11 protein-coding genes are annotated in these 15,612 nt (G+C 34.3%); 7 read left to right on the top strand and 4 right to left on the bottom strand.

The annotated features are described in order from the left end of the window. Positions 1-37 precede the first annotated feature (37 nt). Positions 38-1,567 (bottom strand): alpha-isopropylmalate synthase regulatory domain-containing protein, encoded by a 1,530-nt coding sequence (locus AC2DGP_RS09375; protein WP_484489798.1) that lies wholly within the window; start codon positions 1,565-1,567, stop codon positions 38-40. A 300-nt stretch (positions 1,568-1,867) separates the two neighbouring features. On the opposite strand from AC2DGP_RS09375, the gene AC2DGP_RS09380 reads away from it, so the two are divergent. Next, on the top strand, positions 1,868-2,128 hold the full coding sequence (locus AC2DGP_RS09380) for a hypothetical protein (protein WP_484489799.1): 261 nt from the start codon (positions 1,868-1,870) through the stop codon (positions 2,126-2,128). Between the two features lie 132 nt (positions 2,129-2,260). On the opposite strand, the gene AC2DGP_RS09385 is transcribed toward AC2DGP_RS09380, so the two are convergent. From AC2DGP_RS09385 to leuC, 3 genes are all read right to left on the bottom strand, one after another. Continuing rightward, positions 2,261-2,800, bottom strand: a complete 540-nt coding sequence (locus AC2DGP_RS09385; RefSeq protein WP_484489800.1) for a hypothetical protein — start codon at positions 2,798-2,800, stop codon at positions 2,261-2,263. An 86-nt stretch (positions 2,801-2,886) separates the two neighbouring features. Then, positions 2,887-3,486: a 3-isopropylmalate dehydratase small subunit gene (gene leuD, locus AC2DGP_RS09390; RefSeq protein ID WP_484489801.1), complete on the bottom strand. Its 600-nt coding sequence runs from the start codon at positions 3,484-3,486 to the stop codon at positions 2,887-2,889. Between the two features lie 12 nt (positions 3,487-3,498). Further along, positions 3,499-4,899, bottom strand: a complete 1,401-nt coding sequence (gene leuC / locus AC2DGP_RS09395; RefSeq protein WP_484489802.1) for a 3-isopropylmalate dehydratase large subunit — start codon at positions 4,897-4,899, stop codon at positions 3,499-3,501. Positions 4,900-5,371: 472 nt separating this feature from the next. On the opposite strand from leuC, the gene AC2DGP_RS09400 reads away from it, so the two are divergent. The 6 genes from AC2DGP_RS09400 to AC2DGP_RS09425 all read left to right on the top strand — a co-directional run bounded on the left by AC2DGP_RS09400 (position 5,372) and on the right by AC2DGP_RS09425 (position 15,277). Then, positions 5,372-6,382, top strand: coding sequence for a T9SS type A sorting domain-containing protein (locus AC2DGP_RS09400; RefSeq protein WP_484489803.1), 1,011 nt, complete (start codon positions 5,372-5,374; stop codon positions 6,380-6,382). Positions 6,383-6,603: 221 nt separating this feature from the next. Further along, positions 6,604-8,871: an alginate lyase family protein gene (locus AC2DGP_RS09405; protein ID WP_484489804.1), complete on the top strand. Its 2,268-nt coding sequence runs from the start codon at positions 6,604-6,606 to the stop codon at positions 8,869-8,871. Positions 8,872-8,873: 2 nt separating this feature from the next. Further along, a complete protein-coding gene (locus AC2DGP_RS09410) occupies positions 8,874-9,248 on the top strand; it encodes a cupin domain-containing protein (RefSeq protein WP_484489805.1) in 375 nt (124 codons plus the stop codon). 439 nt (positions 9,249-9,687) lie between these two features. Next, positions 9,688-12,747, top strand: coding sequence for a SusC/RagA family TonB-linked outer membrane protein (locus tag AC2DGP_RS09415; protein ID WP_484489806.1), 3,060 nt, complete (start codon positions 9,688-9,690; stop codon positions 12,745-12,747). A 22-nt stretch (positions 12,748-12,769) separates the two neighbouring features. Continuing rightward, complete coding sequence (locus AC2DGP_RS09420) at positions 12,770-14,302, top strand: RagB/SusD family nutrient uptake outer membrane protein (protein WP_484489807.1); 1,533 nt, start codon at positions 12,770-12,772, stop codon at positions 14,300-14,302. A 159-nt stretch (positions 14,303-14,461) separates the two neighbouring features. After that, positions 14,462-15,277 (top strand): cupin domain-containing protein, encoded by an 816-nt coding sequence (locus AC2DGP_RS09425; protein WP_484489808.1) that lies wholly within the window; start codon positions 14,462-14,464, stop codon positions 15,275-15,277. The last annotated feature ends 335 nt before the right edge of the window (positions 15,278-15,612 follow it).

Here is a 15,612-nt window from a genome sequence, read left to right on the forward strand (position 1 = left end):
TATTTTGTTAGTGACTAACACTAAAACATTTTATTTATTATGACATTTCAAGAATGTTCAACATTTTTTGAGTTGCTTTGATGGCAGACACTGTCTGGTCTACATCCAAACCACGAGTAATGAATTCTTTTTTACGATTTTTCCAAGTTATGATCGTCTCGCAAAGAGCATCAGAATTTGATCCTGGAGGAATCCTTACGGCATAATCGGTTAGTGTAGGAACCGTTTTGTCAGTATGCTCTGCATAAACTTTTCTCAAAGCATTCATAAAAGCATCAAATTGTCCATCACCACTCGCATTTGCTTCAAACAACTTCCCGTTAATTCTAAGCGAAACCGTTGTTGATGGTTTCAACCCTTTTGCATGCGTCAACACATATCCTTCTACCACCACATTTTCTTCCCTAGAACTGCTGTCTAAAACATCCGAAATGATATAGGGTAAATCCTCCTGTGTTACCAACTCTTTTTTATCCCCGAGCTCAATGATTCTCTGAGTGACTTTTTTCAAATCATCATCATTCAACTGCAAACCTAAATCCTGTAAGTTTTTCTGGATATTCGCTTTTCCCGAAGTTTTACCTAAGGCATATTTACGTTTTCTACCAAAACGCTCTGGCAATAAATCGTTAAAATACAGGTTCTTTTTATTATCTCCATCTGCATGAATTCCAGCAGTTTGCGTAAATACATTTGCTCCCACAACTGGCTTGCTAACCGGAATTCTGAATCCAGAAAAGTTTTCAACCAGCTTACTCACTTTGTTCAAAGAAGATTCATTTACCGCAATCTCAACATCCGGCATAAAATCATTCACCACAGCAACAACAGAAGCCAAAGGAGCATTTCCTGCTCTTTCCCCCATTCCGTTTACTGTTAAATGCAATCCGTTTGCTCCGGCATCGATGGCCTCCATAACATTGGCCACACTCAAGTCGTAATCATTATGAGCATGAAAGTCAAAATGCATCTCTGGATAGGCTTCTCTTAACTCTTTCACAAAAGAAAAAGACTCTTTCGGTGTAAGCACTCCTAAAGTATCTGGTAACAAAACACGCTCTATTTGTTGTGTAGAAAGGAATGTTAAAAACTCAAATACATATTCTTTAGAACTTCGCATTCCATTACTCCAATCCTCTAAATACACATTGGTTTGAATCCCATGTGAAGCAGCTAAACTGATAGAAGATTCAATATCTGAAAAATGTTGTTCTGGAGTTTTCTTTAGTTGATGCGTAAGGTGATTCATAGATCCCTTAGTCAATAAATTTTGCACTTTAGATCCAGATTCTAGCATCCATTCTATGGACTTACCTCCATCTACAAAGGTCAATACCTCAACCTTATTCAAATAATTATTCTCAGAAGCCCATTTAGAAATTTCTTGAACCGCTTCTAACTCACCCTTAGAAACGCGAGCTGATGCTATCTCAATCCGATCTACCTTTAATTCTTCAAGTAATAATTTTGCTATGGTTAATTTTTCAGAAACAGAAAATGACACTCCAGAGGTTTGTTCACCATCTCGAAGTGTAGTATCCATGATTTCAATTTTTCTTCTGCTCATTATTTTGAAAAATTTTTATTATTATTTTTTCATGATTGCTTAAAAATCAAGAGTGCAAAGATAAAAAAAGGGATTTAGAATTTAGCATTTCAGAAATAGAAATATGCCTCAACCTATATATAGGACAATATCTCCGTCTAATCAAATTAGAACCTAAGAATACTTTATTTTTTGTACTAGCAGAAGCCGATAAACCGTCGTAATTCCCTAAAATATTTTACACACAAATGAGTCATTTGAATATAATTTACTCCTAAATGAGTTAATAAAGAATATTCTAAACATGAAAAGAATCGATTTTTGAAAAAAAAATTAAATATAAAAAACTACAGTTGCTTACTCGCATTACCAATTTTACTCTTTTTATTATTTTCATGTTCCGAAGAGACGACAGAAGAAATTATTACAACTGATGAACTAACAAATTTCAATTTTGATAAAACATATCTTTTTATAGATAAAACTGCAAATCTATTGCTTTACAATATTGAAAATGCACCAATTACACAAGTTATTGCCGCTAACATTACAATTACTAAAGTTAAGACGTTTCCAGCATAATTATTGATTAGAGAAGAACATGGTCTAGTGAATACTATTACCTAAAACGAAAATGTAATTACATCAAAAAAAGCGTTTCTCAATTTAGATAAACGCTTTTACAATTACACGTAGAGTAATAGATTTTACAATCTATTCAATAATCTCATCATTAATAAATGGATAGTCATGATATTCAGGGATATTTTTCAAAATATCTGAGGTTATATTTTCATTTGAGAAATAAACAATTGAGGCATCATACCCCTCATCAACATCTACACAAGCCTTTCCACATGAATCACAATATCCTTCTGAATCGTAATCGGCAGAATACGTAAAATACTTATTATCTCCTTCCTCAATCATCAAACAAAAATCTGTATTGTAAGAAATATTTATCCCTTCATAAAAATTAATATCTCCATAATAACCACTAATTTTCTCACTCCATTTAGCTGATTTTGAAATATTTATTTCACTGCCTTTTAGAACATTATGAATCTCTGTCTCCAAAACCTCTAAAGTTTCTGAATAAATTTTTACAACAGAAATTTTAACATCTATTTCCTCTTTATCTGTATTATTTACGAATGTAAACCCGACCTCATACTCTTCGCAATCCAACAAATCTTCAATGATACCACACTGGACCAAAAGGAAACCAAACAAAATTAACACAATTCTTTTCATAGCTTTTTTTATCAAATTTATATAAAAAAAAACGACTTGGCTATATATATAGCCAAGTCGTTTAAATTATTAAAACTTGTACTTTCTTAGAAAGGACGAGTTTCTGCAAATGCTGAAATTTCTCCTTCGATATTTTTTAAATAATCGATATCATCAAAACCATTCAACATATTTCCTTTTTTATATCCATTGATCACAAAAGATTCAGACTCTCCTGTAGCAACCAAAGTTACTGTTTGCTTTGGTAAATCAACTGTAATTTCTGTTTTTGGATCTGCTTCAATTGCAACAAATAACTTGTCTGCGAATTCAGCTGAAACTTGAACTGGTAATACACCAACATTCAAACAGTTATTTTTAAAGATATCTGCAAAGGCAGAGGAAATCACGCATCTCAATCCGAAATCGTATACAGACCATGCGGCATGTTCTCTAGAAGAACCAGAACCGAAGTTTCTACCTCCTACTAAAATTTTAGACCCTGCATATTTTTCTTGATTTAAAGGAAAATCAGCCTTAGGTGTTCCATCTGCATTGTATCTCCAGTCACGGAAAAAGTTAATGTCAAAATCTTTACGCTCTGTTGCTTTTAAGAAACGAGCAGGAATGATTTGATCTGTATCCACATTCTCAGTTGGTAATGGATAAGCTGTACTTGTTAATACTTCAAATTTATCGTAAGCCATTGTATTCTATTTTTAAGCGTTTAAGATTGTTCTTGGGTCAGTTACTACACCTTCAACAGCAGAAGCCGCAGCTACTAATGGAGAAGCTAATAAAGTTCTTGATCCAGGTCCTTGACGACCTTCAAAGTTTCTGTTTGATGTAGAAACTGATAATTTCCCTGCAGGAATTTTATCATCATTCATTGCCAAACAAGCAGAACATCCTGGCTCTCTTAAAACGAAACCAGCGTCTGTAATCACTTTATCTAAACCTTCTTCTTTTATTTGATCTACTACTTTATGTGATCCAGGAACCAACCAAGCAGTAACATTTGCCGCTTTTTGACGTCCTTTTACAATTGAACAGAAAGCTCTAAAGTCTTCAATACGACCATTAGTACAAGATCCAAGAAACACAAAATCAATCTCTTTTCCGATCATAGAATCTCCTTCATTGAAGTCCATGTATCCTAGAGATTTTTTGTAAGTTTCAACACCACCCTCTACATTTTCAGCATTTGGAATATCTTGCGTTACTCCGATACCCATTCCAGGGTTTGTTCCGTAAGTAATCATTGGCTCAATATCAGAAGCGTTGTAATTGAATTCAACGTCAAACTCAGCACCTTCATCAGTACTTAAAGTTTCCCAATATTTCATTGCTTTGTCCCAATCAGCTCCCTTTGGAGTCTGAGCACGACCAGCTATATAATCAAATGTTTTTTGATCCGGAGCAATCATACCACCACGAGCACCCATCTCAATAGATAAGTTACACACAGTCATACGCCCTTCCATAGTCATATCTTCAAAAACATCTCCTGCATATTCTACAAAATAACCTGTAGCTCCAGAAGTAGTTTGTTTTGCGATGATATATAATGCAACATCTTTTGGAGTAACTCCTAAACCTAATTTCCCATTTACGTTGATACGCATTTTTTTAGGTTTCGGTTGCATGATACATTGAGTAGACAATACCATTTCAACCTCAGAAGTTCCAATTCCAAAAGCAATAGCACCAAAAGCACCGTGCGTTGAAGTATGTGAATCTCCACAAACAATTGTAGCACCTGGTAATGTAATTCCATTTTCAGGACCCACAACGTGTACAATACCATTATTAACATCACCTAATCCCCAGTGAGAAATACCATGCTTTTTTGCATTGTTTTCTAAGGCTTGTAATTGATTTGCTGATAAAGCATCTTCAACAGGTAAGTGTTGGTTAATTGTAGGTGTATTATGATCTGCAGTTGCAAATGTACGACCTGGATATACAACACTGTTTCCTCTACTCTCTAATCCTAAAAATGCTACTGGACTAGTTACCTCATGGATAAAATGACGATCGATAAAGAATACATCTGGTCCGTCTTCAACGCGACGAACAACATGTGAATCCCATACTTTGTCAAATAATGTTTTTGCCATTTTTATGTTCTTTTTATTTATAAGTTTTCAAAAATACTATTGTTATCTTTTTTTATCGGATAAATGTTTAATTCTTTACTGTATCCATTCTTAAAAAAAATCGACACAAATCCATATAAAACAAAGACTTAAGCCCTTCTTCATTACGATGTCTAATCTCAAAATGATTTGATTTTAAGCTTCTAAGACAAAGAAGGACGGCAAATTTACGAATTCCTTATTACTATGACGAAGTTTCTTGACTTTTGTTTTAAATCACCTCAATAGAAAAAAAACTTAAAATGCCATAACATCAATATTAACATAGGCTAATGAATAGTTTCCTACCCCTATTTACATCATTTCCAAATAATTAATTTTTACTTTTTTTTTTATTTCTGAAAATTTCTATTACTTTTGGTAAACCAAATTGGATATCCAGTTTGGATTCCCAATTTGGAAAACCAAAAAAACAACCTTTAAATCCAATATTATGAAGAAAAAATTACTTTTAATAAGTCAACTTTTACCAATTTTACTTGTAGCATTCTGTTTTCAATACGGAACAAGTCAAACAAACCTTGTTTTAAATGGAACTGGAGATGAATTCCAAAACGAAACTTCTGATAATGCAGATTCATTCGACATGACCCCAAATAGCACTGTAAAATTAGATGCTGATGCAGGAGCTACTTCTGCCAGCCCTTACCGTGCGTTATGGAACAATTCTACTTTGGAGACATATATTGAAAATACCTACACAACAGATCCAGGAGATGCCTTTGGGGTAGACGAACAACCTGGTTCTTCAAGTGATGGATCATACGTAGATGGTATCAAAACCAGAGGTGTAAAACTATATGATGATGCAGATTCTGCGCCTATTATAACTACCTCAACTCGTCGACTATATCAAAAAGTCGCTGTAACACCAGGGTCAAATTACACTTTCTCTATTGATTCTCGTTCAGAAAGCGCTGGGGTACCATCAGAGGTCTTTATGTTAAATGAGGAAATCACTACTGAAGCAGGTCTTGACAACGGCGCTGCAGATTCAAGAGTTGATGCTTATTTAGAAATCACAAACGATGAAAACTCAAGCAAAGGTTCTGCCTCAACAAATACTTTCACAACAAATAGTTTCAGTTTCACAGCTTCAGGATCTTTTGTAGTAATTTATGTTAGAGCATTAAATGCGATAAGTAAATCCACAGAAGTATTTTATGACAATATCTCACTAATTGAAAATGCTGGTGCTTCAGTAGAAGATGTATTCGCTGCTAATTTCTCAGTATATCCTAACCCAGCAAACGATGTCTTAAATTTTACATCAGAAAACAACATTGATCAAATTCAATTGATCGATCTTACTGGTAAGGTGGTAATTGCTGCATCAAACCTTAGCACTAACTCTATAAATATATCTTCTATATCAAACGGAATTTATGTTTTAAAAATTACAAGTGGTAACATTACAGGAACTACAAAAATTGTCAAGCAATAAGTTTACATAGATTAGATTTAAAACTTCCTAGATTAACTCAATTTGAGATAGTCTAGGATTTTTTATATCTTCTATCATAAATAACTCCCCCCACAATTCTAATTTCAAAAGAATATTTGCTTTGAATAAAAATAAAGAGTATTTTTGGTAAACCAATTTGGATAACCAATTGTTGTTTTACGATTATCTTACAAAACCATTACAAATTAAACACAACTACGATGAAATACATTTGTACCCTACTGATTACCCTCATAACTCTCATAGCTTGTAATGGAAAAGACAACAAAGAACACACTACGCAAGAAAACACTGAGCACCCTCGTTTAATTTTAACGAAACAAGGGGTAAAACAAATAAGACAGCAATTAGGTCAAATACAAATTTTTGACAATTCACTAAAGAAAGTAAAAGCAGAAGTTGATGCAGAGATTAAAGCGGGTATTGATACACCAATTCCAAAAGACTATTCTGGTGGGTATACGCACTCTAGACATAAACAAAACTGGTTTGTTTTACAGAAAGCAGGGCTTTTGTATCAAATTCTAGAGGATGAAAAATATGCCAAATATGTAAAAGACATGTTAATGCAATATGAGCAATTGTATAAAACATTGCCTTTGCACCCAAAAACAAGATCCTACGCCAGAGGGAAATTATTTTGGCAAGCACTGAATGATGCAAACTGGTTAGTTTATGTGAGTCAAGCCTACGATTGCATATACGATTACTTAACAGAAGAAGAGCGTAACAAACTTGAAACAAACTTATTCAGACCTTTTGCCGACCATATTTCTGTCGACAGCCCACAATTTTATCAAAGAGTTCACAATCATAGCACATGGGGAAATGCTGCGGTTGGGATGATCGGATTGGTTATGGATGATGATCTTCTAATTCAACGCGCTTTATACGGTATCAAAGGAAAACAAATGGACAAAACTGCTAAAGATGATGATGGCGGTTTTATCAATAAAGACGGAAAAGCAGGATTTTTAGCAAATATAGAAGAACCATTTTCTCCCGATGGATACTACAATGAAGGCCCCTATTATCAAAGATATGCGATGTATCCGTTTTTAATCTTTGCGACAGGGTTACAAAATGTAAAACCAGAATTAAAAATTTTTGAGTACAAGGAGGGAGTACTCTTAAAATCTATCAATGCGCTTTTAAATTTATCAGATGCAGATGGTGATTTCTTCCCATTGAACGACGGTCAAAAAGGAATGTCATATTACACAGAAGCACTTGTGACTGCCGTAGATATTTCATACAAATATGGGAACAAAGATCCAGGTTTGTTAAGTATTGCCAAAAAACAAAATAGCGTTTTGTTGGACGACTCAGGTTTGGCTGTAGCTTTAGATATTAAAAATGGAAAAGCGAAACCCTTTGAAAAAAATTCCATCAATCTATCGGATGGCCCAAAGGGAAAACAAGGTGGTGTTGCAATTTTAAGGAATCAAAATATAGAACTGGTATTCAAATATGCTTCTCAAGGTTCTAGCCATGGACATTATGATAAATTATCCTACTCACTATATGAAAATGGAGAGGAAGTAATTCAGGATTATGGACTATCACGTTACGTAAACATCGAACAAAAAGGGGGGGGGAATTATCTAAAAGAAAACAAAACTTGGGCAAAACAAACAATTGCTCACAACACGGTTACTCAAAATGAAACTTCTCATTACAAAGGTAAATATGAAATAGGAAGTCAGAACCATCCAAACCTATCCTATTTTGCTATAGACAACACAGAAATACAAGCGGTTAGTTCAAAAGTATCAAATACATATAAAGGTACAGAAATGTTAAGAACAATGGCCTTGATAAAAGACAAGGATTTTGAAAAGCCTTTTGTCATTGATATTCTGAAGGTATCCTCTGAGACAACCAATAAATACGATCTTCCCATTTACTATTTTGGTCAAGTATTAAGTACTAACTTCAAATACACAACACATAAAAACTTACAACCATTAGGTAGTAAAAACGGTTATCAACATTTATTTGTTGAAGGCATCGGAAAAGCCGAAAACGAAAACAGCAAGTTTTCGTGGTTTCACAATAACAAATTTTACACATTAACAACTGAAACAACTTCTAAAGATCAATTACTTTTCACTAGAATAGGTGCTAACGATCCGAACTTTAATTTACGTAGAGATCCTTCTTTTATGCTTAGAAGAGACAATACCCAAAACACAATTTTTGTTTCGGCTATTGAATCACATGGGAGCTACAGCCCCGTCACAGAATCGGCTATTAACTCAAAAAGTAATATCCAAACCATAAAAACAATTTTTAACTCAGATGACTACACGGCTATTTTAATAAATACAGTATCTGGTGAATCAAAATTATTTATCACAGTAAATTCAAATACCTCTCATCTAGAAACACATAGTTTAAAAATATTAAACAAAAATTACACATGGACTGGTCCATATTATTACGATAAATTAACTCAAATTAAATAAAAATGAAAAGACTAAGTGAAAAATACATCGACACAAAAGAAATAGAATGGGAGCAACTTGGTGGAGGAGTCGCTAGAAAATTCTTGGGGTATGATAACCAAATAATGATGGTAAGAGTAAAATTTGAAAAAGGTGCCTTGGGAGCTCCACATCAACATTTTCATACGCAAGCAACCTTTTGCGCCTCAGGTAAATTTGAATTCGAAATAGACGGAGAAAAGAAGATCGTAGAAGCCGGTGACGGAGTTTACATTGAACCAAACTTATGGCACAGTGCTGTATGTTTAGAAGAAGGAGAACTAATCGATACTTTCAGTCCTGTTAGGGAAGATTTTTTAAGTGGTGATGGAGTCTCTTATTTTGGGGATAAATCTTAGGGTATACAATTGTGTTACTGTTAATTTTGATAATTAAACAAAACTTATTAACTTCAATATCATAAAGTAAACACGACTTACAAGTTTATTCATATAAATATTTGTTAATTTTTTTTGATATACGATTATATTATTCTATATTTGGTAAACCAAATTGGTTCTCCAGTTTGGGGAACCACAAAAACAAAACTAATCTAAACCAACATAAATGAATAAACCTTAAACAAAAAAAGGATGGGTGCACGCCCATCCTCTTATTAGGACACTTCTTTGGAGGGAAGTAAATCCGATTACATGTTATCATTATACACAACAACATCTTACAAAAGTACAAAATTCCTTTTGTATACGGTAATTTTATTGTGTAAAGTGAAAGATAGTAGATGTAAATCTTATTAACTAAATAGTACTAAAGTACTACCAAACTAACACTTTAAACATGAAAAACACACTTAATTTTTGTAAAACAAAATTGCTGTTTACAGCTTTTCTGTTAACCAACATTGCATTAATTGCCCAGACTAACCAAGAAATTTCAGGGACAATTACATCATCAACTGATGGAGCAGCCATTCCAGGAGTAAACGTATTAGTCGTGGGAACCTCGAATGGTACCACCACAGACTTTGACGGAAACTATCAGATTAGCGCGCCTCAAGGAAGTAAAATTTCATTTTCTTTTTTAGGTTTCGTTACGAAAACGATTTCGGTATCAAATCAAACAACTGTTAATATTTCATTAGAAGAAGATTCTAATGAATTAGATGAAGTTGTTGTAGTCGGTTATGGAGCCAGAAAAAAGAGCGACATTACCGGATCTGTTTCTTCTGTAAAATCTGAAGAATTAAATGCCTTTCCAGTAGCAGACGCTTCACAAGCTCTGCAAGGTCGAGCAGCAGGGGTTGTTGTACAATCTAACAATGGTGGTGAGCCAGGTGCACCTATTAGTATTAAGATTAGAGGTAATACTTCAATCTCTGCTAGTAGTACTCCTCTTGTGGTTGTTGATGGTTTCGTTGGAGGTTCAATGCCTCAAGCAGCGGATATCCAATCTATGGAAGTATTAAAAGATGCCTCAGCTACCGCTATTTATGGATCCAGAGGATCTAATGGAGTAATTTTAGTTACTACTAAAAAAGGTAGGCAAGGTAAAATTACAGTTGAATTAAACAGTTCTTATTCTGTACAAAATACTGCTAATAAATTAGATTTATTGAATGCTGAAGACTTTGTAACATACCAACAACAAATTAGAACCAACAATGGTAACAATACTCCTTATAACGACGGTGGATTTGATACTGATTGGCAAGATTTAATTTATCGCACTGGTAATACGCAAAACCATACATTGTCTTTTTCTGGTGGAACTGACAAATCTAACTTCTATGCCTCTGGAAATTACTACAAACAAGATGGTGTTTTAATCAACTCTGGTTTTGAAAAAGCAACATTCTTAAGCAACCTTGATGCGCAAGTGACTAGCAAATTAAAATTAGGATTGAATCTATACGGAAGTAAATCAACTAAAAAAGGAGTTGCAACTCAATCTACTGGTAACAATGGTGTTGGTGGTGGTGGTGATGATGCGATTTCATTAGCCATGAGATTTGACCCTACAAAAGACATCAAAGATGCAGACGGAAATTTCTCAACAAATGATCAAATTGGTGACCCAGTTGACAATCCATATGCAGTAGCATCTCAAAGAACTGACAATACGAAAGAAGATGAGTTTAGAGCAAATGCATATTTAGAATATGAGATAATTGAAGATCTTACCTTCAAAACGACGTTTGGTTTAAGTACAAGAAACACAATGCAAGGAATTTATGTTCCATCTACATTGATTGTTTCAGCTTCAGCCGTAAGCGGAAGAGCTAGCGTTGAAAACTGGAAACGTTCTACAGCATTAACTGAAAACTACTTAACATATAATAAAGAAATCGGAAAAGGTAAACTTACTGCATTAGCAGGTTTCTCTTACCAAAGAAATTTAACAGAGCGCTTATTAGCTCAAGGAACAGGGTTTATTTCTGATTCATTCTTATACTATGGACTAGAAAGTTCTACTGGATTTTTACAACCTGAATCTCAATATACTGAAGTAGAAATCCAATCAGTATTTGGTAGGATAAACTATGACCTGAACGATAAGTATTTAATTACAGCAACGTTAAGACGTGATGGTGCATCAAACTTTTCTAAGAACTATAAATATGCAAATTTCCCTTCTGCCGCTTTAGGGTGGAAAATTTCTAATGAAGAGTTCCTAATGGAAAACAAAACAATATCTAACTTAAAATTAAGAGCTAGTTATGGTTTAACAGGTAACCCTTCTATTGCCGCTTATCAATCATTAGCATTGTTATCAACGTTATATGCTTCTAGTGAAGGTGCAACTGTTCCTGCAGTTACTGCGGAGCAACCAGCAAACGAAAACTTGAAATGGGAGACTTCTTATCAAACTAACGTGGGTGTAGATTTCGGCTTCCTAAACAACAATATTAACTTATCTGTTGACTACTATAATATTGATACAAAAGATTTGATTTTACCTAATACTGGTATCCCAGGATACGCAGGATACTTAAATGATGAAATTCTTGGAAACTTAGGAGAGATCAACAACTCAGGATTTGAAATTTCTATCAATACTAGAAATATTTCTAATGAAAACTTTAGATGGACAACAGATTTTAATATCTCTGCTAACAAAAGTAAAGTAGTGAAACTAGCAAATGATGCAGATTTCTTTGATGACGGAACTCCAAGTTACTTTAGTCATGACAGAAGTACTATAATGAGAGTAGGTGAAGAAGTTGGATTATTTTGGGGACTTGAATATGCAGGTGTAAAAAACGGAGCTACTCCAGCTGGTATGGCAGGTAGAACCGGTACTACTGTTGACGGAGATCCTTTATTTGTTGATATTGATGGAGATGGTGCTATTACCGATGAAGACAGAACAATTATCGGTAATCCTAATGCCGACTTTAACTGGGGTTTCACAAACAATTTTGTGTATAAAGATTTTGATTTGAATATCTTTTTCCAAGGGTCTTCAGGTGGTGAAATTATGAACTTAACAAACGTACAGTTAACAAACGGTGACTCAAATACTACACAAGACTATTTCAAAAATGCTTGGACTCCAACCAATACAAACACAGATCAACCACGTGTTGGAAACAATAGTAACAGAGAAATTTCTTCCCGTTTCGTAGAAGATGGAAGTTATGTTAGATTAAAAAATATAGCATTAGGATACAACCTTCCAAGAAATGTATACGAAAAAATCGGTATTGAAAATATTAGATTAGCAGTAAGTGCACAGAACATATTGACTTGGACTAAATATTCTGGATTAGATCCAGAGGTGAATTTCTTTGGTTCAGCTGGAAACAACAACATGTCCACGAACACTGTAAATGGCTTTGATTTCGGAAATTATCCAACGGTAAAATCTGTAACATTTAGCCTAAACTTGAAATTTTAATAACCCTATAAAACACATAGACATGAAAAAATATAAATATATATTATTATTGGTTGGATTATCGATAGTAGGGTGTACTGACCTGGTTGAAAAACCATTAGGAACACTGTCTCCTGATGGATTCTTTCAAACATCTCAAGATCTACAAACAGCAATAGAGGGATCTAAGACTGCTGCAATTAATGAGAAATTCTGGGGTAGAAAACTTTCTATCGCCTTGATGTTACGCTCAGATATGGTAAACCTTCAATCTACACAAGAAAGAAGAGTTGAAATGGATGAACTTACAACATTACCTACTAATGGAATGATCTCTGAGTATTGGATAAAAAGTTATCAGGGAATTACAGCGGCAAACTTTGCAATAAAAGGTGCTGAATCGTTAACAGATGCGGACAAAAACGAAGTAGTTGCTCAAGCATACTTTATGAGAGCCTTTTACTATTTTCATTTAGTAAGACAATTTGGAGCAATTCCATATTTAACGGAACCTGTTAGTGATATTGATGCAGCATTGTCAATTTCTAGCACGTCTGCTAGTGACGTGTATGCCGGAATTATCTCAGATTTAGAATTTGCAGAAGCTAATTTACCAGCTACAACAAATGCAGCTTCAATTCCTTCTGCCGGAGCAGCTTCTTCTTACTTAGCTTTGGTATATTTAACAAGAGCTGGAAATACTCCAAGCTCTCCAGATTTCACAACTGCATTAACATATGCTCAAAAGGTTATCAATTCTGGAAATTATTCTTTGGATACAAATTTCCAAAACTTATTTAATGCAGACGCTATCGATGCTTCCCCAGAACCAATTTTCGCATTAGATTACAACGGTGTTGAAGCATCTGATAACGCTTATGATCAAATCGCGCCAATGGCTGGTATTAGAGGAGATGATAGAAATGATGGTGGGGGATGGTCTGTAGCAGTTCCTACAGAAGAGGTGTTCGCATCTTTCGATCCTTTAGATTATAGAACCGAAGTAAGTTTTGATCAAGAAGCCAATATTGGTGGTGTAAAAGTTGATTATACCAACTTCACTATTAGTGGACATGAGCATGCAAGAAACACTCCTTACATTGCCAAATATGCCCGTTATCCTGGTTTCTTTGCCCGTGGAAGTGGTAGAGCAACAAGCCATAATTATTCAATGATGCGTTATGCTGAAATTTTATTAATTGCCGCAGAAGCAGCCGTTGAAACAGGAGATGCAGCTACTGCAACGGGATATGTCAACCAAGTGAGAGCTAGAGCGAGATTAGGTGGAGCTTACAAAACTGGAGCAGATGAAGCAAAGACCTTTGCACCAAGTGCTGTTCCTGCTGATCTTGCTACAGTTACCGTTGCTGATGTAATTGAAGAGCGTAGAATTGAGCTAGCTTTTGAATGTAAAAGATGGTATACAATTGCAAGAAGACAATTAGGAGATCAAGTATTTTCTGCTTCTGGGTACGAAGGGGCGAAAGTAGGATGGGATGCATCTGTGGATTATCTTATGCCAATTCCTAATACAGAAATTGAGGCAAATCCTAACCTATCTCAAAACCCATACTAATCTATACTAAAATTCAAAAATCTTGGACTCTATTACCGAGTCCAAGTTTCAAACATCTGTTATATAATTTGTTTGAATTATTTCAATTTAAATTAGTTTCTGAAAACACGGGTCAATTATTACGATCCGTGTTTTTTTAGTTTAAAACCAATCCATATCATGAAATACATTTTCTTATTTACACTTCTGGTATCAACTACTTTCTCAATGAAAAGTCAAACCATCCCTTTAGAAAAACTACACATGGCTATAGACACTGATCAAAATTTTTATTCCAAGGTCATTCTTAAGGATGAAATAAAAGGGATCACGGTCAATCAAATTAATATTACCAACAAAACATTGAAAGAACAATTAATTGATAATTCTAAATTTATCTATCTTTTTATCAAAGGGACAGGAACAATTACCACCAAGAATAAAACATACACCCTAGAACCTGAATCCATTTTTTTACCAAATGCAATCTCTAACTTTAGCATTATAGCTGCAACAAATGACACTTTACATTATCTAAAAATAGAAAGTAAGTTAGCAGAACAAGACCTTTCAGATTTGAAAGAATTCCCAAAAGCCAATATCGAGAAAGTTTACTTTAAAAAATTTACGGAATGTGAAGCCTATACGGAACCCATAAAAAGTCCAAATACAATTAGCAGAACCATCTTACCTAATAAATATATTCCAAGAATAGCCATGGGTACCGTTCAAACAAAAGGACCAGATAAAGTTGGTGCCCACGAACATGGAATGCTCGAGCAACTATTTCTTGGTTTAAACAACAATCTTGTGACTGTTTTTGCAGACGATGCCCATATAAAATTCCCTGAATACGCATTGCTACATATTCCCTTAGGGTCAAGTCATTCCGTAACTGTAGATACGGATAAAGTAATGTATTATGTATGGATGGATTTTTTTAGAGATAAAAAAGGAGAAGACTGGCTGAAAACACATAACGCCGTATCTAAATAAGCAACCTCCAACCTCTGTTCACCTTATCTCGAATAAATATTCGTAATATTTCACTATCTTTTTTTAGATACTCACATTCAACTCTATATTTTTTGTTAAAATATTTTTTTTTAACATCATAAAACCTTATTTTTGGTAAACCAAATTGGTTTTCCAGTTTGGACAACCAAAAAAACCAATACCATATGACCAATTTTATACCCATCCCCTTTTAACAGTTTTCTAAAAGAACCTATCGAATACAACTCCATTGAGTAAATTTTATCAAGGTATTCTTTTTGATGCGAAAGCAAAAACATTATAACTTAATCAATACGCTTGTATTGTACCTCTTA

It is taken from the genome of Flavicella sp. IMCC45537, assembly GCF_057197705.1.